This window comes from Hymenobacter sp. BT188 (assembly GCF_014333585.1).
Lineage (GTDB): Bacteria > Bacteroidota > Bacteroidia > Cytophagales > Hymenobacteraceae > Hymenobacter.
In genome coordinates, this window is the sequence record NZ_JACSCW010000004.1 from 605,565 (window position 1) to 628,826 (window position 23,262).

Genomic DNA, 23,262 nt, shown 5'->3' on the forward strand with positions numbered 1-23,262 from the left:
TTGTAGCTGGCCGCTTTGAAAGCGTGCGGATTTCGTCAAAACTCCATCGATACTTCCCTATACTCCACAACATAACCCCCCAATCAGCATGGAAAACACTGTTAATCCCGGCTATGGCACTGTCGCGGATGCGCCTGTAGAGCACGACAACAACGCCGTATCGGAAAGTAAAATCTGGCAGGTTATAACGGCCTCCTCCGTAGGTACTGTCATCGAGTGGTACGACTTCTACATCTTCGGCTCTCTGGCGGCCATTATTGGGCCGGTGCTGTTTGGCACCACGGGCAAGATTGAAGACACCATTCTGGGTACGCTGGCCGTGTTCGGAGCGGGCTTTATCGTGCGGCCTTTCGGAGCAGTGTTCTTCGGTCGCATCGGTGATATGATTGGCCGCAAGTACACCTTTTTGCTTACGCTGCTAATCATGGGTGGAGCCACATTCGTAACCGGCCTTATTCCGAGCTACGACAAGATAGGTATTGCCGCACCTATTATCGTTACGCTGCTGCGCTTGCTGCAAGGCTTGGCCCTGGGGGGCGAATATGGCGGCGCTACCACATATGTAGCTGAGCACTCGCCAGATAACCGCCGGGGTTACTTTACCTCTTTCATCCAGATTACAGCCACGGCTGGTCTGTTTTTGAGCATTCTGGTAATTATTGTTACCCGCAAGAGCATGGGCGAAGAAGCCTTTAAAGAGTGGGGCTGGCGCATTCCGTTTCTGCTTTCTGGTGCGCTGGTAATTGCTTCCTACTACATCCGCCGCAAACTGCATGAGTCGCCTCTCTTTGCGAAAGCGAAGGCTGAAGGCAAAACAAGCACGAACCCCTTGCGCGAGTCGTTTGTAAACCCCGTAAACCGCCGTTTGGTGCTTATTTCGCTGTTTGGTGCTACCATGGGCCAAGGTGTTGTATGGTACACCGGCCAGTTTTATGCTTACTCCTTCATGCAGAACGTGCTGAAGCTTGACCTCATCGACGCCAGTATTGTGCTGTGCGCGGCCCTGCTGCTCGCTACTCCGTTCTTCGTGTATTTTGGCAGCTTATCGGACCGCATTGGCCGCAAGAAAATCATCATGATGGGGCTACTGTGCGGGGCGCTATTTACCATTCCCATTTTCTACGGCCTCAAAGCCTTTGCTGGCCCTCTTACGGAAGTGACTGCCGCTACCGTAGATGCCACCGGCAAAGCCGTGCCTGCCGTGATGAAGTCCCTGAATCCCAATCTGATGGCCATGACGGCGCTGACCTTCTGCCTCGTACTCTTCGTGACAATGGCCTATGGTCCGATTGCGGCTTACCTGGTAGAGTTGTTCCCCACCAAAGTTCGCTATACTTCACTTTCCTTGCCTTATCACATTGGTAATGGCGTGTTTGGTGGCTTTGTGCCTTTCATTGCTACGGCCCTCACCCTGTGGGCCGCTACCAAGCCCGAGGGTACGTTGTTGAAAGAATACAGCAGCTTTGCCGGTCTGATTTATCCAGTTAGCATTGCCCTGATCTGCTGGTTTATCGGGCAGGCGATGATGAAAGATGTGCGCAACGTGCGCCTCATGGAGGAAGGCTCTGGCAGTACCCACTAAGGATTCGATAACAGGACGCCCAGCGCTGTTAACTTGTAAAAGTCCGTCGGGCCAGTGGCACGACGGACTTTTTTTGGTTGGATGAGCAGACCTAACTAGCGTTTGGGGGGCTTTTAGCAGCGAATGCGTACATTCTACCCGCATGCTTTTGCCTACTGAGTATAGCTGCATTCACAGGTTTTACTTCAACTATTTCTGGTCGTTTATGGCTTCCATGTCGCCCCAAGAGCAGGCCGAACACCGTCGCGGGCAGCGTCTGCTGTTTCTGGGTTTGCTGTTTGCGGTGCTGCTCAATTATCCGTTGCTGGCCGTTTTTGATCATAACGGTCGGGTGGGGGGCATTCCGGTGCTCTACCTCTATGTGCTACTGGCTTGGGTGGTGCTGGTTATGCTCACGGGCTGGCTGGTCCGGAAAGTTAAAAATTGACGATTTCCTTAACTACAAGCACCATTCACGTTCGGCTTTCTCTACACCAGCTCCCTCTGGGTAATACATGAACCAGCTGCTCATCATCGGCTTTTCTTTCGGCTACCTGGCTTTGCTTTTCGGCGTAGCCTACGCGGCGGAGCGCCGCTCGGCCGAACGCCGTTCGCTGGTGAGCAACCCCTATGTGTACGCCCTGAGCATGGCCGTGTATTGCACCGCCTGGACGTACTACGGCAGCGTGGGCCACGCTGCTAGTCACGGGCTGGAGTTTGTCGTTATCTACCTGGGTCCGACATTGTTGGCTCCGGCCTGGTGGCTGGTGCTGCGCAAAATCATCCGTATCTGCCGCTTGCAGCGCCTCACGTCCATAGCCGATTTTATATCGGCCCGCTATGGCAAAAGCGCCTCGCTTGGCGCCCTCGTAACTGTGGTGTGCGTGTTGGGAATTATTCCTTATATATCTCTGCAAATCAAGGCGATAGCTGCCTCGTTTAATATTATGACTCGGGGAGCGGCGGCAACTTCCATTGTAGCCGCGGGTGGGGAGGCGGCCAGCTCAGCCCTGTACACCACCGTTGCGCTGGCTTTTTTCACCATCATTTTTGGCGTGCGTTCCGTGGAGGCCACCGAGCGCCACGAGGGCATGGTGCTGGCGGTTGCCGTAGAGAGTTTAGTGAAGCTCATCGCATTTCTGGGCGTGGGGCTATTTGTCACGTACGGGCTGTTTGATGGCTTCGGCGACGTGTTTGAAAAAGCGGCCGCTGAGCCGGCCCTCAACCGTCTGTTTACGCTGGGCGGGGCGGGCACCAGCGCTACGCAGTGGCTCACGCTGCTCATGCTCAGCGTGTCGGCCATACTGCTGCTGCCCCGGCAATTCCAGGTTTCGGTGGTCGAGAACGTGAATGAGGACCACCTGCGCAAAGCCATGTGGCTGTTTCCGCTCTACCTCATCGTCATCAATCTGTTTGTGCTCCCCATTGCTTTCGGTGGGGTACTGCTCTACGGGGGCCGCGGCCTCGATGCCGATACGTTTGTGCTGGCTTTGCCTCTGAACGCGGGCCAGCGCTGGCTGGCCATGTTCACCTACCTGGGTGGGTTGTCGGCGGCCAGCAGTATGATTATCGTCGAAACCATTGCCCTTAGTGTAATGATGAGTAATAACCTGCTCATGCCCTTGCTCGTGCGCGTGCCCGCCGCCCGCTCCGAGGTGCGTACGCGTTGGTTTGCTTACCTGAGTCAGGTGGCGCTGCAAAGCCGGCGGTTAGCCGTGATATTGGTGCTGCTGCTGGCGTATGGCTACTATATTTTTGTGGGTCATTTGCTGCCGCTGGTGAATATCGGGCTGGTTTCGTTTGCGGCGGTAGCGCAGTTTCTACCCGTAGTGCTGGGCAGCTTGTACTGGAAAGGCGGCACCCATCAGGGCGCGACAGCGGGGATTCTGGGGGGCTTTCTTGTGTGGTTTTTCACACTCGTTATGCCCACCATGGTTGGGCCGGGGCTGCTGCCCGAGAGCTTGCTCACTGATGGCTTATTCGGCCAAAGCTGGCTCCGACCCTTCGCGTTATTTGGCCTCAGCGACCTGGATTATCTCTCGCACGGACTTTTTTGGAGCTGGTTTTTCAATGTGGGCCTCTATGTTGGGGTTTCGCTGGCGGGCCAGCCCACAGCTTTGGAAGAGCGGCAGGCCGATGTATTTGTGGATGTATTCCGCTACCGCACCGTGTTTGAAGGCCCCAGCGGCTGGCCTAGTTCTGCGGCTCCGCTCCCCGATCTGCGGGCTTTACTCACTGGCTTCCTAGGCAAAAAACGGACAGCCCAGGCCCTGCACGCCTTCGCCGAGCGCTTCCCGGATGCCGACAACCAATCGGCCGACACAATTGCCCCCCAGGCCGATCCGCGCCTGGTAGCCTATGCTGAAAAGCTGCTGGCCGGTAGTATCGGCCCGGCTTCGGCCCGGCTGCTGTTCTCGTCGGCGGTGGGAGTGGAGGAAATCAGCTTTGATAATGTGGTGGGTATTCTGAAAGAATCCCAGCAAGTGCTGGAAGCTAACCGCCAGCTCCAGAAACAGTCGCGCCAATTGCAGCGCCTCACCGAGGACTTGCGCGATGCTTACACCCAGCTCCAAGAGTTGGATATGCGCAAGGATGAGTTTCTCTACACGGTCACGCACGAGCTGCGCACGCCGCTCACCAGTATTCGGGCTTTGTCGGAAATCCTGAGCGATAACCCGGAAATTGAGGAAGAAGAACGCCTCCGATTCCTGCACACCATCACCCGCGAGTCGGAGCGCCTGAGCCGGCTGATTACGCTGGTGTTGGACCTGGAAAAGTACGAATCGGGCAAGGCCACGCTGGAATGTACGCCCCTGGACGTGGCCGAAATCATCAACGACGCCATTGAGTCGGTGGGCCAGCTTATGCGCGACAAGCATATCCACCTCAATGTGGTAGTGCCGTCCAGTCTGCCGCTGCTTTCCGGCGACCGCGACCGGCTGATGCAGGTGCTGGTCAATTTGCTTTCCAACGCCATCAAATCGTGCCGCGCCGATGGTGGGGGGCAAATTAGCGTCCTCACGGAAGTAGTGGGAGAGGCCTTGCGCATCAGCGTGCTGGATAACGGTAAAGGCATCGATCCGGCTTACCATGAGCTGATTTTCGACAAGTTTTTCCAGGCCAAAAACCAGACTACCCGCAAGCCCGAAGGTTCTGGCCTGGGCCTGGCCATCACCAAGAAGATAGTGGAGCTGCACGCTGGCCGCATCTGGGTAGAAAGCAGGCCCGACCAAGGCGCGCGCTTCTCCATTGAGCTGCCTGTTTCGACGAGCAGCAATGCGCCCCAGCCAACTGCCGCCGGCACCCAAACCTAAGTTTAAGTAACCGCAAACTACATGAGCTCACGGAGCAGTCAGCCTCCGCTTTTACCCCGAATTCCGCTCTTGATCCGTTTTTTTCTCTATGAAGCAGCCCCGAATCTTAATCGTTGATGATGAGCCCAATATCGTGATGTCGTTGGAGTTTTTGATGCGCAAAAACGGTTACCACGTCAGCATCGCCCGCAATGGCACAGAAGCGCTGGAGGCCATCAATCAAACGGCTTTCAATGTAATTCTGCTGGATATTATGATGCCCGACGTGGATGGCTATCAGGTGTGCCGCCACGTGCGCGCCAATCCTGACCGCCAGGAAACGAAAGTGATTTTCTTGAGCGCCAAAAGCAAGGAAGCGGACGTGCAGAAAGGCTACGAAGCCGGCGCTGACCTCTACATTCCCAAGCCCTTCAGCACGCGCCAGCTGGTAAGTAAAGTGCAGGAAATGGTAGCTACCGCCGCTGAGTGATTCTTTGTAAGTCTTTGAGTATGCATACATTATTAATTGAACGTCATGCAGAGCAAAGCGAAGCATCTCGCGTGCTGATGTTTGAGTACTAATCCAGCTAAACACGCGAGATGCTTCGCTTTGCTCTGCATGACGTTCTGGTTAGTAAGTTAATCCCACTCAATCGGAAGAGTAATAACTCACCCCCATGAAAAATGCCCCCCAACCGTCTGCTTATGCTGCCGCCCACGCGGCCAGCCTCGCCGACCCCGCCGCCTTCTGGGCCGCGCAGGCCCGGCAACTGACATGGTTCGACGAACCCAAGGAAATCCTGTCTCAGGACGACAACGGCTTCTACCGCTGGTTTAAAGGCGGCATGCTCAATACCTGCTATCTGGCCCTCGATCATCACGTCGAGACTGGTCGTGGGCAGCAGGTGGCGCTGATTTATGACTCGCCGGTGACCCAAACCAAGCAGCACTACACGTATGAGCAGCTGCGCGATTCGACGGCACGTTTTGCTGGCGGCCTGCGCGATCTGGGCGTGGCGAAAGGGGATAGGGTAATTATATATATGCCCAACGTGCCGGAAGCGGTAGTTGCTATGCTGGCCTGCGCCCGTCTGGGGGCGGTGCACTCCGTTGTTTTTGGCGGATTTGCCCCCCACGAGCTGGCTATACGCATCGATCATGCTCAACCCAAAGTTATTGTGTCGGCTTCGGGCGGAATCGAAATCGACAAGATTATTCCCTACAAACCTCTGCTCGATGAGGCCATTGCGCTGGCCACTCACAAGCCCGACTACACGGTGGTGTTCCAGCGCCCTTTCGTGCAGGCCGACATGCAATCTGGCCGCGACCTTGATTACCAGGAGTTGCTGAAAGCCAAACCCCAGGCCTGCGTGCCCGTGTACGCCACCGACCCGCTTTACATCCTGTACACCTCCGGCACTACCGGCAAACCCAAAGGCGTCGTGCGTGATAATGGAGGACACGCCGTGGCGCTGAAATACAGCATGAGCGCCATTTATGGGCTGGCACCTGGCGAAACTATGTTTACCGGCTCTGACATTGGCTGGGCGGTGGGCCACAGTTACATCGTGTATGGACCCTTGTTACAAGGCTGCACCACGGTGCTGTTCGAAGGCAAACCCGTGCGCACGCCCGATGCGGGCACTTTCTGGCGCGTGGCTTCCGAGTACGGTGCGCGCGTAATGTTCACGGCGCCAACTGCCATTCGGGCCATCAAAAAAGAAGATCCGGGGGGCAATTTGGCGAAACAATACGATCTGAGCCAACTGCGCTACCTGTTTCTGGCTGGAGAGCGCTGCGACCCTGCTACCTATGATTGGGCTGCCCAAACGTTGGGCGTACCTGTCATTGACCATTGGTGGCAAACCGAATCGGGGTGGCCGATGCTGGCCACGCTGGTAGGGCTCCCAGAAATGCCCCCTACACGTGCTGGTAGCGCCGGGCACCCCGTTCCGGGCTACGATGTCCAGATTCTGGATGAAGCCGGCCACGAAGTGCCCGCCGGTACTACCGGTCTGGTAGCAGTGCGCCTGCCGTTGCCGCCCGGTTGCCTGCCCACGCTCTGGCAGGATGATGAGCGGTTCCGCAAATCCTACCTGACCACATTTCACGGCTACTACCTCAGCGGCGACGGGGGCTTCCGCGATGCGGAGGGCTACCTCTTCATTATGGGTCGGGTCGATGACGTAATGAACGTGGCCGGCCACCGCCTCAGCACCGGCGAAATGGAGGAACTATTGGCCGCGCATCCGGCCGTGGCCGAATGCGCCGTGTTAGGCATTGCCGACGAGCTCCGAGGCCAGCGGCCCATTGGCTTGATCGTGCTGAAAGATGGCCAATCCATTGCGGAAGATGCCCTGGAGCAGGAATTGGTACAGGTAATTCGCTCGCAGATTGGGGCGGTTGCCTGCTTCCGACAGGCGCTGGTAGTAAAGCGCCTGCCCAAAACCCGGTCGGGCAAAATCCTGCGCAAAACCATGCGCCAACTAGCCGACGGCGACCAGTTCACCATTCCCTCCACCATCGACGACCCCCTGATTCTCGACGAGATTCGGGCGGGGCTGGAGCGGCGGGGGATAGGGGCCGCATTTGAGAAAGTATAAATCCTGCGCTAGCATTCGATACCCATCACAGAGGTAAACTTCCTGCCTCACTCAGTAGAAACTTCCACACAACCTACTCTCCCTATTATGCCCACTCAACATTCGCGCATTCGCACCTTCGAAGAATACACCGACGCGTACAAGCGCAGCGTCGAGAACCCCGAGCAATTCTGGGCAGACGTGGCCGAGCCCTTTACCTGGCGCCGCAAGTGGGATACGGTAGTTAAGGCCGACCTCGTTGGTGGGCACAATGAATGGTTTAGCGGCGCCAAGCTCAATATCACCGAAAACTGCCTCGACCGCCACCTCGCCACGCGCGGCAACAAATTGGCGCTCATCTGGGAGCCCAACGACCCCAAAGTCCGTCAGATTCGCTATACCTACCGCGAGCTGCACCAGGAAGTCTGCAAGTTTGCCAACGTGCTGCACAATAATGGCGTGGAAAAAGGCGACCGGGTGTGCATCTACATGCCTATGATTCCGCAGCTGGCTATTGCCGTGCTGGCCTGCGCCCGCATTGGGGCGGTGCATTCGGTGGTGTTTGCTGGCTTCTCCGCCACGGCCATTGCCGACCGCGTGAACGACGCGCAGGCGACCACCGTCCTCACCTCCGATGGCCTCAACCGCGGCGCCCGCCAGATTCCGGTGAAGCGGGTAGTGGATGAGGCGCTGGAAACTTGTCCTAGCGTGCGCCGCGTGATTGTGGTCGAGCACTTAGGCTGGCCGGTGCACATGCAGGAAGGCCGCGACGTGTGGTACCACGAGGAAGTGTTGGAGGCTGAAAAATCGTGTCCGGCTGAGGAAATGGACGCGGAGGATATGCTGTTCATCCTGTACACGTCGGGCAGCACCGGCAAGCCGAAAGGGGTGGTGCATACCCAGGCCGGCTACATGGTGTGGGCTGACTACACGTTCCGCAATGTGTTTCAGGTAAATGAAAACGACGTGTACTGGTGCACCGCCGATATCGGCTGGGTGACGGGCCACAGCTACCTGCTCTACGGGCCGCTGCTAAGTGGCGCCACTACGCTTATGTTCGAAGGCATTCCGACGTATCCTAGCGCCGGACGCTTTTGGGAAGTAATTGACAAGCATGGCGTTAATATATTCTACACGGCTCCAACCGCTATCCGGTCACTCATGGCCACGCCCCTCGATAACGTACTCAGCTACTCCCTCGATTCCCTCCGCATTCTGGGTACTGTGGGCGAGCCCATCAACGTGGAAGCCTGGGATTGGTACCACACCCACGTGGGCAAGGAGCGCTGCCCCATTGTGGATACGTGGTGGCAAACCGAAACCGGCGGCATCATGATTTCGGCGTTGGGGGGCATTTCTCCGCTCAAACCGGCCCACGCTGGCCAGCCGTTGCCCGGTGTGCAGCCCGTGTTGCTTACCCAGGAAGGAAAGGAAATTGAAGGCAACGAAGAGGAAGGCTACCTCGCCATCAAGTATCCGTGGCCGGGCATTATTCGCACCACCTACGGCGACCATGAGCGCTGCCGCCAAACGTATTTTGGCGCTTACCCGGGCTATTACTTCACCGGCGACGGCGCCCGCCGCGACAAGGATGGCATGTACCGCATTATTGGCCGTGTCGATGATGTCATCAACGTATCGGGCCACCGCTTCGGCACGGCCGAAATTGAGAATGCCATCAACGAAAACGCCTATGTAGTAGAGTCGGCCGTAGTTGGGTATCCGCACGATGTGAAAGGGCAGGGCATCTATGCCTTCGTTATTTGCAGTGAGCCCGTGAAGCCCAACGAAATGTCGCACGTAGAAGCCAGCATTATCGAAACGGTAGTGGCTGAAATCGGCAAAATTGCCAAGCCCGATAAGATTCAGATTGTCTCAGGTTTGCCCAAAACGCGCTCCGGCAAAATCATGCGCCGCATTCTGCGCAAAGTGGCGGAAGGCGAAACCAGCAACCTCGGCGACACCACTACCTTGCTTGATCCCGGTATAGTAGATGAAATTATTGCTGGTAAAAAATAACATGTTGAGGCGCGGATCTGCGTCTGATTGTTTAACAACAAGCGCCCGTCATCCTGACGAAGGAAGGATCTTATTAGGTTGGAAAGAGTCGTTGCTAGAATAGTCGTGCATCGGGCATAAGATCCTTCCTTCGTCAGGATGACACACTAAACAACGGCCGCAACGATTGAAACCCGAATGCGCGTCTCTAAACCCAAATGTATAGTTGGCTGTATACTAAAAAAGCCCCCGGAACTTATCTGGGGGGCTTTTTTAGAGAATTGCAATTCTATAGGGCGTGCGTATCAGCATAGCCGCGATACCCCTTCTTATATCCTTTAATCTTGCGCGAGCCCTTGTTCTTTTTGGAATCGGAGCTTAGCAGGATTACAACCCCAGCTGTAACCGCCGCAATAGCGGCCATCTTGGTCACGAAGGCTGTACGGTTGTGTTTCCACTCCACGGCATAGCCCTTCTCGGCAAAAATATTCGGGATTGTGCCCTTAGAGAAGTCTTCCAGGATACCTTCCACCACGTTTACGCGGTCGGCCACCAGTAGGGGAAGCCAGTGGCGATACTCGTTTTCGCTGTAACGGAAGGCAAAGCGCCGGATCATGCCGCTCAGCCCACTGGGCGGTACGGTAGTACCATAAACAGCCGTTACGCGGGGCCGCTCATTCGACTTCAGCACCTCCGTATCATCATGCTGCATCGGGGTGGGGTGCGAGTGGCTGTCAGGGTCCTGCGACACATTCATCCTATTCCGCATGGGGTAGGTAGGGTCGTTCTTCGGATCCGCATCTACACCCCAGCCTTTAATCTGCTTGTAATCTTTTATTGTATTTTCCATGATCAGTCGGCTTTACTTGTTAGCGGATGGGGGAATCATAACCGTCTTGATGCAATTATCCAGCTTCGCGGAGAACATGCGGTAACCGTCGGCTACTTCCTCCAGCGGAATGCGGTGAGTAATAATTGCTTTCGGGTTGAGCGTGCCGTTCATCACGTGGTCAATCAAACGCGGGAGCAAGCGCTTAACCGACGTCTGGTTGCCCCGCATAGTGAGGCCTTTATTCATCATATTTCCAATGGGCACCAGGTTATCGGTCGGGCCGTACACGCCCACAACTGAAACGACACCGCCTTTTTTCGCAGAGTTGATAGCCCAGTGCAGCGCTGTGGCCGAACCAGCTTGCAGCAGCAGCTTTCTGCCCGTAATAGTCTGCATCGGGTCGCCGGAGGCTTCAGCTCCTACCGCGTCAATCACACAATCGGCACCCATCCAGTCGGTTATTTTCTTGATAAACAGCACCGGGTCGCCGATTTCATCGAAATTATACACCTCACAGGGCGCATAATCACGCACGAATTCTAGGCGGTAGTCAACATTATCGAGCACAATAACGCGGCCGGCGCCAAACAGCCACGCACAGCGGGCCGCCATAATACCAACCGGGCCAGCACCAAATACCAGCACCGTATCGCCCTGCTGAATGCCCGCCATTTCGGCTGCCTGATAACCTGTGGGCACTACGTCTGTGAGTAGCACAGCATCATCCGGGTCCATGCCGGCCGGAATAACCGTTGGACCGACGTTGGCATACGGTACGCGAGCATATTCTGCCTGGCCGCCATCGAAGCCACCAGCCGTGTGTGAGTACCCAAAAATGGCCCCCACGGCCGTCGCCATGCTATTCGATTCATGGCAGTTGCCAAACATATTCTGTTTGCAGAAGTGACACTCGCCGCAAGCAACATTAAAGGGTACCAACACCTGATCGCCCACCTTAATCTTGGTTACATCAGGGCCAACTTCCTCCACTACACCCACAAACTCGTGCCCAAACGTTGAGCCCACGCGGGTGTCAGGCACGTTGCCGTTGTATAAGTGCAGGTCCGACCCGCAGATACAGGTACGAGTTACCCGCACAATAGCATCCTGAGGATGCTTGATTTCGGGCATTGGTTTTTGAACGGCACGGACCCTTTTCGGGCCCCGGTATTCCATAGCTAACATACGTTTCCGGCGTTTAGGTAGTGGGTAGAAGTTCGAGCCGCTGTAAAGCACTGCCAGGTAGCGTTGAGATAAACGCTACAATAAACAATCGCCTGACAGCGGTGATGAATGGTACTACCCTGTATTTCTAAAGTTGCGGGAGTGAGGTAAATGGGGGGTAATTAAGTGTTAAATCAAATAAGAATACGTACTAAAACTACTGCTTATGCGTGTTTATACGGGTAGTGTTAAATCTACTTCACTTAGACCAATATGTATTGGCCATCGATACAATTGAGAATGCTTTTTTAAGCTTCGGAGATAACATAAAAAGGCCGCTTCCAGCAAGAAGCGGCCTTTTATAAACTATGATACTATAAGTAGCTTACGCCATTGCTGCTACTCCACTGCTGGCAGAATCATCCCGCTTACCTGGCCAAACCCGACGCGCACGCCATCTTTTTCCGCGTAGCCACGCATCGTCACCGTGTCGCCATCGAGCAGAAATTTGCGCTCCGAACCATCAGATAATGGCACCGGGCGAGTGCCTTTCCAAGTCAGTTCCAGCATCGAGCCCAGCGAGTCGGGCGTAGAGCCGCTAATAGTGCCGCTGGCGTAGAGGTCGCCCACTTGCAGGTTGCAGCCGTTGCTGGTTTGGTGCGTGAGCTGTTGGGCCATGCTCCAATACATGTACCGGAAGTTCGTTTGGCTAACCACTGTCGGGGGGGCATTTTCGGGCTGAATGGCCACTTCCAGGTTAATATCAAAGTTGTGTGCATCCAGCTGGCGCAAATACAGCAGCGGCTCCGGCTCCTGGACTGGGCCGGCCGTACGGAAAGGCTCCAGCGCATCCAGCGTCACGACCCAGGGCGAAATGCTGCTGCCGAAGCTTTTGCCCAGAAAAGGCCCCAGCGGCACGTATTCCCAGGCTTGAATGTCGCGGGCGCTCCAGTCATTAAATAGCACCAAGCCAAAAATGTGCTCTTCGGCATACTGTATCGGAACCGGAGAGCCCAGCTCCGTCGAACGGCCACTTATAAATGCTACTTCCAGTTCAAAATCAAGCTGCTGAGATGGGCCAAACGTGGGCGTATCGGCATCGGGCGCTTTGCGCTGCCCATTGGGGCGGCGAATGGGCGTACCCGACACTACAATACTGCTGGCCCTGCCGTGGTAGCCAATCGGAATATGTCGCCAGTTGGGCAGCAACGCATTATTTGGGTCGCGAAACATGGTGCCTACATTGGTGGCATGCTCAATGCTGCTATAGAAATCGGTGTAGTTGCCGGGCTTTACGGGGCGCCGCATTTCCACTTCGCTTTGCCGCAGCAGGCAGGCCCGCATCGTTTCTTCGTTGTCGCGCAAGCTGGGGTTGTCGTGGCGTAGCAACTCGCTTACCCGCTGGCGCACGGCCCGCCATATAGGGCGGCCCAAGGCTATAAAAGCATTCAACGAACGCCGCCGGAACACTTTCGGCTGAGCCGGTCCCAAGTCCAGATCTTCAAAAAAACCATACTGACAAACCGCGTACAAGTCCAGTACATACTCGCCGATGGCCACGCCCAGGCGAGTGCCGCGCTCCGGCGTTTCAAACACGCCAAAGGGCAGGTTCTGAATCGGAAAGTCACTGGTAGGCGGAATGTCAATCCAGGATCGGAGCGCGGGGTCGTTGGGGCTGGCCATAGAGCAAATACTTGGTAGGAGGAGCGGCAAAGGTAGACCCACTCGCCAAAGGACTGCAAACCAAACAGAAGTTTGGGGGAACCCAATGAAACCGGCTACCTTGAGTCGCAGCTTCCGCTGCTGATTACCGCTACGATTACGGGATGTGTAGCGGTAATCACGCTACCGTTCGGGCGATACCCGCTACTCGGTATATCTTCGGTAGCGGCAATATAGATGTTGACTGCAATTAACACCAGACTAATAATAAGAAAAGTTAATGGAGTATCTCGTTTACCTTTTTTCATTCTTCTTTATTAGCATATGGGTATTTGTTACCTATCTTATTTCTAAACTCGGTTGGAGTGACCTTGTCTTACACTATAAAACAAATGACAAATTTGTTGGCAATCGGATAGGATTGATTTCCGCTTTGATAAATAAGGCTAATTATAATAACTCACTTTTACTAGAATTTACCAATGAAGGAATCTATCTAAAACCCATCTTTTTATTTCGTTTGTTTCATGACCCAATACTTATTCCTTGGAAGGAGATAAATGAAGTGCGAAACAAGAAATTTATTTTCTTCGACTTTAAAGAGCTAATTATCGGAAATCCTCTTGTTGCTGTCATAAAACTTAATGAGACAACCTTTTCTAAGTTGGAAAGAGGGGTTTCATCACATTACTCAAAATAAAGTTTTGAACTAGCGCGAATTCAACGCAGCGCAACTTGCTAGCATCCCCCAACTGGCGCGAGTTTAGCGGAGCGTAACTCGTGACCAGCCATGCCGGGAAGCTGCGCCTCTCCAGACAGAACGACAACGCCACCCGAAGTATCCAGGTGGCGCGGTTACTGTTTGCCGCTGTTGCGGCATTGGAGATACAACCTCCACCTCAAGGCTAGGCACGGCGCTAGTTGGGGGCAAAATCAGTTTAAAGGACGAATCAGGAAAAATGGCCGATTATTCATACTGCGACGTCTGGCAATTTCGCGACAGTAAAATGATCGAACTAAAGGCTTTTGTTATAAAAATTTTATAAAGTCGAAATCCAGAGATATAATATAATAGTTATGGCAGGACTTGATGAACTTATTATTATTCAATTTATTTACATAGCAATTATGTTTTTTATAATTCGTGCGACAATCCGTAAAGGACTAAAAGTGTTTTTTTACTGGTTAATTGTCGGATTATATGTTCTGACAATAACATGGCTGGTGACAGAATATGTAGATATGCCTAAAGAAGGGAATGGCGGGTATGGCTTTGCGATTGGAATGTATTCTATGATTATACCAGGCATATTAGTTCTCTTATCCCTATTAGTGTTTCTGATTTCTAAATGGACGAGAGAATGGGCCTAACAGTGTGTTTATTGAATTATGACTGAACATTAAAAATACATCCATAAATCACTATTTACCTGTTGGGTGATTGAATACAGCGATTTTCATTTGTAGCAATTCATAAACACTTTAATGTTTTCCTGGTAGATTCCCCAAAACAATTGCGCCCCGCTTCCGCCGAAATCGGCAGGAGCGGGGCGCTGTCTATTACAAGCAGTAAAATCTAGAACTGAGGCGTAGGTACGGGCGTGGGGGGCAAAGGATGGCCCGTTTGGCCAGCGGGTTGCTCTTCCATTGGGGTAGCGTTGGTAGCTTCCACCGACCGAATTTCGGGCACCGCTTTTTTCACGGACTCTTCTACGCCAGCCTTCAGCGTCATCGGCGACATAGGGCAGGTACCGCAGGCACCTAATAGCTCCAGCTGGAGTACCATATCGTCCGTGATGTTCAGCACACGCACGTTGCCTCCATCGGCGGCCAGGTACGGACGAATCGTGTCCAGGGCCTGCTCGACGCGGGATAAGAGCGGATGTTCTTCAACGGCAGCAGAATGTGTCATGAATCGCAGATTAACGCTGATTTTATTGATTCAACTGGTTTACGACAACCAGACAAACAAAAAATTAGCAAAACAAAAGTAAGGCTTTTAGCCGGTTAAGAACCAACCAACCGTAAGGTTGGGAAGTTCGGCAATAGCTTTATGCATTACAAAAAACAGCTAAAACACCCTGATTAGCGCGTCATTTCGACAACCTGAGTGCGCGGAGCCACCGCGTTGCGAATAGAAATCTGGCGGGCTACTTCTTCGGCTACCTGCTCGAAAATGGCTGCGGCGGGCGTTCCTTCTTGTGTGATAGCGGGTGTGCCCTGGTCGCCGGTTTCGCGGATGCTTTGCACCAACGGAATCTGGCCCAGTAGCGGCACTTCGTGCTTTTCGGCGAGGGCTTTGCCGCCGCCTTCACCGAAGATGAAGTACTTGCTCTCAGGTAATTCAGACGGCGTAAACCACGCCATATTCTCAATTACGCCCAGCACGGGTACATTAATCTGGGGCTGACGGAACATCTGCAAACCCTTCTGTGCATCGGCCAGCGCCACTTTTTGCGGCGTCGTTACGATGAGGGCACCCGTTACGGGCACGGTTTGCACCAGTGTCAGGTGAATGTCGGAGGTTCCGGGGGGCATATCGATGAGCAAGTAATCTAACTCACCCCAATCGACCTCCGAAATGAACTGCTTCAGCGCCGACGAAGCCATGGGGCCGCGCCACACAATAGCATTGTCGCTGGGGGCCAAAAAGCCGATACTCATCAGCTTTACACCAAACTTCTCGATGGGCAAAATGAGGTTTTTGCCTTCGGGCGTCTGGAATACATGGGGGCGTGAGTCTTCTAGGCCAAACATCGTGGGCATGCTCGGGCCGGAAATATCGGCGTCGATCAGACCGACTTTAGCGCCGGTACGAGCCAGCGCAATAGCCAGGTTGGCAGTCACGGTGCTTTTGCCTACACCGCCTTTGCCCGAGGCAATGGCGATGATGTTTTTAACTCCGCTGAGAATAGCCGAATTGGCTGCCCGAGCAGTCGTTACGCGGGAAGTGAGGTTCACATTCACCACCGCGTTTTTGTCTACCATGGTATGAATGGCGCGCACGCAAGCGTTGTGAATCAGCTCTTTGAGCGGACAGGCGGGGGTGGTGAGAATGACGGAGAACGAGACGTTCAGGCCGTCGATGCGTACGTCCTCTATCATGTTGAGCGTCACCAGGTCTTTGCCTAGATCGGGCTCCTCCACGTAGCTGAGGGCACGCAGTACGTCTTCTTGAGTAATAGCCATAGATTGGTGTATCAAAGTGCAAAGATAACCCGGAAATGTGGGTAGAAGTTGCTTAGTCTTACCGGCATCCCTTAGTAGTGCATGATCTCTTGCTGGAGGCACAAAAAGGGCTAGGTTTACAATAGCTATTCCTAAGTGCTACTTATAATAGCTTGCGCATTGAAGCCAGCATAACAGAAAAGCCTCTTTCAACGAAAGAGGCTTTTCTGTTATGCATGACGTTATTTTGACTATTTCATTTCCATCGTAGCTTTCCCGATTTTCTTGAGTTCAACCGTCTTAGGATCTACCGTTATTTCACTTAGCCGCTTCGCTACGGCGGGGCTCATGCTTTCCTGGTAGCGTCCGTTAAGTTGCTTGGCAAGAAATTTCTCGGAAGCCGCCAACATGGCCATGTTGTTCACGGGGCGTACAAACCCATGACCTTCATCCGGTGCCAGTAGGTACTGCACAGGGTAGTTGCGGTCGCGCAGGGCAACCACTATCTGGTCGGACTCAGCCTTGTTCACGCGAGGGTCGTTGGCGCCCTGCACTACCAGCAGCGGGGTCTTAATCTTGTCGGCGGCAGTGAGCGGCGACTGGCGTATGAGCTGTGCCTTGCCCGCCTCGGTGCTGGGGTCGCCCATGCGCCGGTGGAACTGCTGACGAATGGCTTCCCAATACGGTGGAATGGTGGTGAGCAAAGTCGTTAGGTTGGATGGAGCCACGATGGCCACGCCCGCAGCGTACAAATCGGGGGTAAATGTGACGCCCGCTAGGGTGGCATAGCCGCCATACGAACCACCCATGATACCCACCTTCTTAGGATCGGCAATGCCTTGGCTGATCAGATATTTAACGCCCCAAGTCAGGTCGTCCTGCATTTTCTGACCCCACTCGTTGTTGCCGGCGTTCAGGAATTTTTTACCGTAGCCAGTGCTAGCGCGGAAGTTGGGAGAAAGTACCGCGTAGCCACGGTTAGCAAGGAACTGGTGCATGGCGTTGAAGCCATAGGTATCGCGGGACCAGGGCCCTCCGTGCGGCAGAATGATGATCGGCAAGTTCTTCGCTGCCACGCCTTTGGGTAGAGTCAGGTAAGCCGGAATCTCGAGGCCATCCGAAGACTTGTAGCGCACCGCTTTCATCTCGGCCAGGTCGGAGGACTTCAGCTTAGGCCGTGTTTCATACTGCTTGGTAAGCTTCTTCGTTTGGCGGTCAAAGAGATAAGTCACAGGAGGTTGTGTAGCCGAGCTGGCCGAGATCAGCCACAGCCGCTCATCGGTGGTGTTCGACGCCGGGTACAGGTCAAGGCCCGGTAACTGACTGCTCACTGTTTTAAAATCCTTCTCAAACTCCTTGTCCTTCCACACCCGGCGCATCCGCTCGTCCTCAAAGCTCACATAAATTGGCTCGTGAGTTTTTTCCGAGATAGTAAGGTTGCCGACATCCACTCGCTTCATTGGGTCGGCCTGAAAGGGCTCTTCTTTACCAGTGGCTGGGTCTAGGAGCACTATTTCAGAAAGATCCCGGTTAGTGCCCATGTTCGTGATCAAGTACACCCGCTTATTGTCCTTGGCAAAAGAAACTACGTTGCTCTGCTCGTCAATGGAGCTTTTGTAGAATGGCGTCATTTTTTCACCTTCCACCCGTAGCCATTCCGTACTGCCGTCAGGGTTGGAGCGCGAGGCTACTCGCAGCTGGTCATTCCAATCAAACTCCCAAGCGCCGATACGGTCGTTGTTCTGGCGCACCAGGGTCTTTTCGCCAGTAGTCAGGTTTAGTTTGTAGAGGTCATGCCAGGCTTTGTCGCGTTCATTCAAGCCAATGAAGAGCGAGTTAGGGTCGGTGAGGGGCACGTTGTAAATTAGCACCCGCACGCCCTTAAGGCCGGTCAGGTCGCGGGCCGCGGGCACAGCTTGACTGGCAGGCAGTGTCTCGGCTGGGTTCACGGCGTAGATGTTAAAGTTCTCGTCGCCGCCCTTGTCTTGACTGTAAAGCAAGTATTTGCCATCGCGACTCCAGAAGTAGCCGCGCACCGGTCGGGCTTGGTCGTTGGTCATAGGCCGGGCCTTGTCGAAGGCCTCGTTCAAGCCTTTCACCCAGATGTTGCGGGTGCCATTGTAGGGTTTGATAAAGGATAGGAACTTGCCATCAGGCGAAAGTTGAGCTCCCGAAATTTCGGGGTCACCGAACAGCAGCTCCCGATCGATAAGGGCGGGTTGACTGCTTTGGGCCGGCGAAAGCCACGGCAGCAGCGCCAGCAAGAGGATGGAGAGAAAAGTAGTCGCTTTTTTCATAAATAAGTGGTGATAAGTTTTTGATTGGGAAGGGGTTATACTAAAAGTAAGTATAGTTATATTGTAGTGGATACAACTCATTTCCAAAAGAGTATTTATAAAACTCTTTTGGAAATGATGCGGCAGTATGCGCTGGCTTGAATATCAGGCCAAGCCGAAGGTCGGTGTTACTTCCGGGCGGTGCGGTATTACCTTTGCCTTTATGGCCCGCATTCCCAAAGAAACAATAGATCAAATCCTGCACTTAGCCGACATCGTGGAGGTAGTCGGCGACTTTGTGAGCCTCAAGCGCAAAGGCCAGAATATGTGGGCCTGCTGCCCGTTTCACCACGAAAAGTCGCCCTCGTTTTCGGTGGCACCGGCTAAGGGATTGTACAAATGCTTTGGCTGCGGCAAGGCCGGCGGAGTGGTGCAGTTCATTATGGATATTGAGGGCAGCAGCTATGTGGAGGCGCTCAAGTATCTGGCGAAAAAGTACGGCATTGAGATTCAGGAGGAGGAGAAAACGCCTGAGCAGCAGCTCGTGCAAAACGAGAAAGACTCTCAATACATCATCTCCAACTGGGCCAAAGACCACTACCATAAGCTCCTAATGGAGTCGGAGGAAGGGCAGAGTATTGGTCTGAGCTATTTGCGCCAGCGCGGCCTGAATCAGCAGACTATTCAAACGTTTGAGCTGGGTTACTCGCTTGACCTGTGGGATGATCTGCTGAAGGCCGCCGAAAAAGCCGGCTATGAGCGGAAGTATCTGGAAAAAACGGGCCTCGTCATTAAAAAGGACGACGAACAAGGTCAGGACACTGGCCGGCGCTACGACCGATTTCGGGGCCGCGTCATGTTCCCGATTCATAACGTGGCCGGGCGCACCATTGGCTTCGGGGCGCGGACGCTGAAGGCTAACGACAAGACGGCCAAGTACCTAAACTCGCCCGAGTCGGATATTTACCATAAGTCGGATGTGCTGTACGGCATGTACCAGGCACGGCAGGCTATTCGGGCGGAGGAAACGTGCTACTTAGTTGAAGGCTACCTCGACGTGCTTAGTCTGCACCAGGGCGGGATTAAGAACGTGGTGGCTTCGTCGGGTACTTCGCTCACGGAAAGCCAGATACGGCTCATTGCGCGCTATACCGATAACGTGACCGTGCTCTACGACGGCGACGCGGCCGGCATTCGGGCTTCGTTGCGCGGCATCGACCTGATTCTGGAAGGCGGCCTGAACGTGCGCGTGGTGCTTTTTCCTGACGGCGACGACCCCGACAGCTACATCCGCAAAGTAGGCGACCAGCGCTTCCGCGAGCACCTCGAAAACCACAGCAAGGACTTCATCAGCTTCAAAACCGACCTCGTAGCCCGCGAAGCCGCTCAGGACCCGGTGAAGAAAGCCGAAGCCATCCGCGACGTGCTCCAGAGCATCGCCAAGGTGCCCGACCCGATTAAGCGGCAGGTGTTCCTGCAGCAAACCTCGGGCACGTTTGGTATTGACGAGCAGGTACTTATCACGGAATATAACAAGCTGGTGAAGAGCGCGGGGGGCAAAAATGCCCCCCAGACGGCTGCCGCGCCGCCCACCAGCCAGCCAGCCTCTCGCCCCCAAAGCCAGAAGCCCTACGCGAATACGCGGCCACTCTCGCTGGAGGAGGAAGCTGAAGCCGCCATGTACGGCGCGCCATCCGACGCATTTGCCCCCCAGACTTTTGATGCCGGAGCCAGTGAGGAAGTAGAGCCCGTGCCGGATGTATTGCAGGCCTGCGAGCGAGAAATCGTGCGTCTGATTCTGCTGTATGCACCGCAACAGTTGGCCAATGAGGTAAGCGTGGCCCAATACCTGTTTGGGCAGCTGGAGGAAAACGTGTTTCTCACGCCGATCTACGCCGATTTGCTGCACCTCTGCCGCACCGAAATGGAGCAGGGCCGCTGGCCCGATGTACGCACCCTCATTCAGCACGGCCGCGGCGATATTCGCCAATTGGTAAGCGACTTGGCTACCGAAAAGTATGAACTGAGTCCCAACTGGACCACCCACCAGATCTACGTGCCCCGCGAGCTGGACCTGCTCCAGCAAGCCTGCGACAATGCCGTGCTGCGTCTTAATAAATGCACCGTGCAGCGCGAACTCGCTACCCGCCTCGACGCCCTGCGCCAACCCATGGACGAGGCCGACCTGATGGAAACCCTAAACGCAATTAAGCTGCTCAAGCAGATGGACAACCAACTGGGCGGCATGCTGGGCACGGTCATTCCGAGAAGCGGGTAGTACTGCTGTACTGAGAGCTAAGCAGATGGCGCATACTCTGGGGGCTTTTCTGGGCAGAATCGGCTAGCTTGCTATGCTGATGCTAGCATGGTATCGCCAGCACGGAATAGGTTTTGACTTAAAAGCAGCATGTGGAAGCGTCTTAACCTGAACCGATTACTGTTGGCTTTACTGCTGACAGTTATTAGCTTGGGTACCGGCATTATCGGCTTTATTGCCATCGAGGGGTATAGCTTGCTCGATGCCCTCTATATGACGATGATCACCGTATCAACGGTTGGTTATGGCGAAGTGCATCCCTTGTCATCGGCCGGGCGGCTATTTGTTTCGATTTACATATTCTTCAACCTGCTGGTTGTTGCCTACCTTTTGTCGGTGCTCACCACCTATATTTTCGAGGGTGGGTTGCTCAATGCATTTGCTATGTTTCGTTCCGACCAGGAGATTAGTCATTTGAAAGGCCATGTAATTGTGTGTGGATTCGGCCGCAATGGGAGCAAGGCCTGTGAGGAATTGCGGGCCAGCGGTACGCAGGTAGTTATCATTGAACTGGATGAAGCGCTGCTTAAAACGGCTGCCGATGCCAGCAAAACACCCCTGTTAGCCATCTTAGGCGACGCTACCGACGACAATACGCTCCGCGCCGCCGGCGTAGACCGCGCTCGGGCGCTCATTACGACGCTTCCCAAAGACACCGATAATGTATTCGTAGCGCTCACGGCCCGCGAGCTGAATCCAAGCATTCGCATTATTGCCCGAGCTAGCGCCAAGACCAGTGAGCGTAAGCTATTGCGCGCAGGAGCCAACTCAGTAGTCATGCCCGATGAAATAGGGGGCTCGCATATGGCCAATCTCGTGATTCGCCCCGAAGTCATTCGGTTTCTGGATATGATTTCGGGCTTGGGGCCAAATAAGCTGCGTCTGGAAGAGCTTCGCCTGGAAGACCTAAAACCGGCGTGGCGCACTCGTAGCATCCGAGAGCTGGACATTTTTGCCCAAACAGGTGCTACGGTTATTGGGCTTAAACACCGCGATGATAAGCTGGAGGTAAGTCCCAATCCAGATATTGTGCCCACGCCAGGAGATGTACTGCTGGTTTTGGGTACGGATGAGCAAGTGTATGAGCTCATTCGCCTATATCGGGCCTAAGCCACCTGCCAGCTTGGTCGCCTGTGGGTTCTTTGTAGCTTTGCGACTCCTGATTAATATATAATTTCCATAATACTTCCTGTGCATATCCTGCAGCTTTGTCCGCGTGTGCCGTTTCCGCCTCATGATGGAGGCGCTATTGCCATGTACGACGTAGCTGCTGGCTTAGCCCGTGCCGGACACCAGGTGACAGTGCTGGCCGCCAACACGCCCAAGCACCAACAGTCGGCGGATGTATTAAGCCACTTGCTCCGCGTGCGCCTACTTACGGTGCCCGTTGATACGCGCCTGAACCCGTTAAAGGCGCTAAGAAACCTGCTTCTAGGCAAGGTGCCTTATAATGTAGAGCGTTTTGTAAGCCAGCAAATGGTGGCGGAGCTAAAACAGCTACTGCGCACAGAACGCTTCGACGTGGTGCAGGTAGAAGGCACTTTTGTAGCCTGGTACGTGGACGTTATCCGGGCGGAAGCCCCCAACCTGCCGGTGGTGCTACGCGCTCATAATGTGGAGCATACCATCTGGAAGATGCTGGCCGAACGGGAGCACAACCCTCTTAAAGCCATGTATCTGCACCATCTGGCGAATGGGCTGAAGCGCTTCGAGGAAAAGTATTTGCCGCGCTTCAATGCCGTAGCTGCTATTACGGCTCCTGATCAGCGCCGCTTGCGGGCCATGGGCTGCCCCGAGCCGGTGGTCTTCATCCCGGCCGGCGTAGATTTGAGTCGGTTTCAGATTGATTCCGCTATTCAGCCCAAACCCAAAACGCTGTTCATGATTGGCTCGCTGAACTGGCTGCCTAATTTGGAAGGGTTCGACTGGTTTTTGACCAATGTGTGGCCCTACGTACACGAGCGAATGCCGGAACTGGAGCTGCATATTGCCGGCAAGGATACGCCCGAGCGCATCCTGCGGCTAAAAGGGGGCAACGTATTCGTACACGGTTTTGTGGAGTCGGCAGCGGAGTTTATGCAGCGCTATGAAATCATGATTGTGCCCTTGCTGAGCGGCGGCGGTATGCGCATCAAGATTATTGAAGGCATGGCATTGGCGAAGTGCATAATCAGTACTGGCTTGGGCTCCGAGGGTATCAGCGTGCGCAACGACTATGATATTGTGCTCTGCGATGAGCCCAGCGAGTGGATTAATCGTATTGAAAGCTATTACAACGGCGATTTGAACCACACCCAGATAGGGCAGGCGGCCCGCCAAACTATCCTGAGTACCTACGATAATCAGCAGGTTATAACGCACTTTGTAGACCTTTACCGCAGCCTGACTGCTCCCGGCGTCTAACTTTGC

At 54.4% G+C, this 23,262-nt stretch carries 16 protein-coding genes; 10 read left to right on the top strand and 6 right to left on the bottom strand.

The genetic code is table 11. The features are described 5' to 3' along the window. Positions 1-88: 88 nt before the first annotated feature. The 6 genes from H8B13_RS14045 to acs all read left to right on the top strand — a co-directional run bounded on the left by H8B13_RS14045 (position 89) and on the right by acs (position 9,455). A complete protein-coding gene (locus H8B13_RS14045) occupies positions 89-1,582 on the top strand; it encodes an MFS transporter (protein WP_187311426.1) in 1,494 nt (497 codons plus the stop codon). A 142-nt stretch (positions 1,583-1,724) separates the two neighbouring features. Continuing rightward, entirely contained in the window at positions 1,725-2,009 is a 285-nt protein-coding gene (locus H8B13_RS14050) for a hypothetical protein (protein ID WP_261990371.1), read from the top strand. A 67-nt stretch (positions 2,010-2,076) separates the two neighbouring features. After that, entirely contained in the window at positions 2,077-4,875 is a 2,799-nt protein-coding gene (locus tag H8B13_RS14055) for a sensor histidine kinase (RefSeq protein ID WP_187311427.1), read from the top strand. Between the two features lie 88 nt (positions 4,876-4,963). Then, on the top strand, positions 4,964-5,344 hold the full coding sequence (locus tag H8B13_RS14060) for a response regulator transcription factor (protein WP_187311428.1): 381 nt from the start codon (positions 4,964-4,966) through the stop codon (positions 5,342-5,344). A 187-nt stretch (positions 5,345-5,531) separates the two neighbouring features. Then, on the top strand, positions 5,532-7,457 hold the full coding sequence (locus H8B13_RS14065; RefSeq protein WP_187311429.1) for a propionyl-CoA synthetase: 1,926 nt from the start codon (positions 5,532-5,534) through the stop codon (positions 7,455-7,457). Between the two features lie 87 nt (positions 7,458-7,544). Then, positions 7,545-9,455 carry an acetate--CoA ligase gene (gene acs / locus H8B13_RS14070; protein WP_187311430.1) on the top strand — a complete coding sequence of 637 codons (1,911 nt, stop codon included), beginning with the start codon at positions 7,545-7,547 and terminating at the stop codon, positions 9,453-9,455. 268 nt (positions 9,456-9,723) lie between these two features. On the opposite strand, the gene H8B13_RS14075 is transcribed toward acs, so the two are convergent. The 3 genes from H8B13_RS14075 to fahA all read right to left on the bottom strand — a co-directional run bounded on the left by H8B13_RS14075 (position 9,724) and on the right by fahA (position 13,113). Beyond that, positions 9,724-10,284, bottom strand: coding sequence for a hypothetical protein (locus tag H8B13_RS14075; protein WP_261990372.1), 561 nt, complete (start codon positions 10,282-10,284; stop codon positions 9,724-9,726). A 12-nt stretch (positions 10,285-10,296) separates the two neighbouring features. Beyond that, the gene (locus H8B13_RS14080) at positions 10,297-11,451 is read right to left on the bottom strand and encodes a zinc-dependent alcohol dehydrogenase (RefSeq protein ID WP_187311431.1); all 1,155 of its coding nucleotides are present in this window, start codon (positions 11,449-11,451) and stop codon (positions 10,297-10,299) included. 378 nt (positions 11,452-11,829) lie between these two features. Next, complete coding sequence (gene fahA / locus H8B13_RS14085; RefSeq protein WP_187311432.1) at positions 11,830-13,113, bottom strand: fumarylacetoacetase; 1,284 nt, start codon at positions 13,111-13,113, stop codon at positions 11,830-11,832. A 1,056-nt stretch (positions 13,114-14,169) separates the two neighbouring features. Here fahA and H8B13_RS14090 point away from each other — a divergent pair. Then, entirely contained in the window at positions 14,170-14,463 is a 294-nt protein-coding gene (locus H8B13_RS14090; protein WP_187311433.1) for a hypothetical protein, read from the top strand. A 205-nt stretch (positions 14,464-14,668) separates the two neighbouring features. Here H8B13_RS14090 and H8B13_RS14095 read toward each other — a convergent pair whose 3' ends face one another. From H8B13_RS14095 to H8B13_RS14105, 3 genes are all read right to left on the bottom strand, one after another. Further along, positions 14,669-15,004 (bottom strand): NifU family protein, encoded by a 336-nt coding sequence (locus H8B13_RS14095; protein ID WP_187311434.1) that lies wholly within the window; start codon positions 15,002-15,004, stop codon positions 14,669-14,671. Positions 15,005-15,177: 173 nt separating this feature from the next. Next, on the bottom strand, positions 15,178-16,281 hold the full coding sequence (locus H8B13_RS14100) for an Mrp/NBP35 family ATP-binding protein (RefSeq protein WP_187311435.1): 1,104 nt from the start codon (positions 16,279-16,281) through the stop codon (positions 15,178-15,180). A 230-nt stretch (positions 16,282-16,511) separates the two neighbouring features. After that, on the bottom strand, positions 16,512-18,557 hold the full coding sequence (locus H8B13_RS14105) for a S9 family peptidase (protein WP_187311436.1): 2,046 nt from the start codon (positions 18,555-18,557) through the stop codon (positions 16,512-16,514). A 127-nt stretch (positions 18,558-18,684) separates the two neighbouring features. On the opposite strand from H8B13_RS14105, the gene dnaG reads away from it, so the two are divergent. The 3 genes from dnaG to H8B13_RS14120 all read left to right on the top strand — a co-directional run bounded on the left by dnaG (position 18,685) and on the right by H8B13_RS14120 (position 23,256). Next, a complete protein-coding gene (gene dnaG / locus H8B13_RS14110; protein ID WP_261990373.1) occupies positions 18,685-20,814 on the top strand; it encodes a DNA primase in 2,130 nt (709 codons plus the stop codon). 129 nt (positions 20,815-20,943) lie between these two features. Continuing rightward, the gene (locus H8B13_RS14115; RefSeq protein ID WP_261990374.1) at positions 20,944-21,963 is read left to right on the top strand and encodes a potassium channel family protein; all 1,020 of its coding nucleotides are present in this window, start codon (positions 20,944-20,946) and stop codon (positions 21,961-21,963) included. 81 nt (positions 21,964-22,044) lie between these two features. Beyond that, on the top strand, positions 22,045-23,256 hold the full coding sequence (locus tag H8B13_RS14120) for a glycosyltransferase family 4 protein (protein ID WP_187311437.1): 1,212 nt from the start codon (positions 22,045-22,047) through the stop codon (positions 23,254-23,256). The last annotated feature ends 6 nt before the right edge of the window (positions 23,257-23,262 follow it).

What these genes read in the sequence shown, in the direction of transcription:
- H8B13_RS14045 (WP_187311426.1), top strand. Translation starts at nt 89, where the DNA reads ATGGAAAACACTGTTAATCCCGGCTATGGCACTGTCGCGGATGCGCCT.
- H8B13_RS14050 (WP_261990371.1), top strand. Translation starts at nt 1,725, where the DNA reads ATGCTTTTGCCTACTGAGTATAGCTGCATTCACAGGTTTTACTTCAAC.
- H8B13_RS14055 (WP_187311427.1), top strand. Translation starts at nt 2,077, where the DNA reads ATGAACCAGCTGCTCATCATCGGCTTTTCTTTCGGCTACCTGGCTTTG.
- H8B13_RS14060 (WP_187311428.1), top strand. Translation starts at nt 4,964, where the DNA reads ATGAAGCAGCCCCGAATCTTAATCGTTGATGATGAGCCCAATATCGTG.
- H8B13_RS14065 (WP_187311429.1), top strand. Translation starts at nt 5,532, where the DNA reads ATGAAAAATGCCCCCCAACCGTCTGCTTATGCTGCCGCCCACGCGGCC.
- acs (WP_187311430.1), top strand. Translation starts at nt 7,545, where the DNA reads ATGCCCACTCAACATTCGCGCATTCGCACCTTCGAAGAATACACCGAC.
- H8B13_RS14075 (WP_261990372.1), bottom strand. Translation starts at nt 10,284, where the DNA reads ATGGAAAATACAATAAAAGATTACAAGCAGATTAAAGGCTGGGGTGTA.
- H8B13_RS14080 (WP_187311431.1), bottom strand. Translation starts at nt 11,451, where the DNA reads ATGTTAGCTATGGAATACCGGGGCCCGAAAAGGGTCCGTGCCGTTCAA.
- fahA (WP_187311432.1), bottom strand. Translation starts at nt 13,113, where the DNA reads ATGGCCAGCCCCAACGACCCCGCGCTCCGATCCTGGATTGACATTCCG.
- H8B13_RS14090 (WP_187311433.1), top strand. Translation starts at nt 14,170, where the DNA reads ATGGCAGGACTTGATGAACTTATTATTATTCAATTTATTTACATAGCA.
- H8B13_RS14095 (WP_187311434.1), bottom strand. Translation starts at nt 15,004, where the DNA reads ATGACACATTCTGCTGCCGTTGAAGAACATCCGCTCTTATCCCGCGTC.
- H8B13_RS14100 (WP_187311435.1), bottom strand. Translation starts at nt 16,281, where the DNA reads ATGGCTATTACTCAAGAAGACGTACTGCGTGCCCTCAGCTACGTGGAG.
- H8B13_RS14105 (WP_187311436.1), bottom strand. Translation starts at nt 18,557, where the DNA reads ATGAAAAAAGCGACTACTTTTCTCTCCATCCTCTTGCTGGCGCTGCTG.
- dnaG (WP_261990373.1), top strand. Translation starts at nt 18,685, where the DNA reads ATGCGCTGGCTTGAATATCAGGCCAAGCCGAAGGTCGGTGTTACTTCC.
- H8B13_RS14115 (WP_261990374.1), top strand. Translation starts at nt 20,944, where the DNA reads ATGTGGAAGCGTCTTAACCTGAACCGATTACTGTTGGCTTTACTGCTG.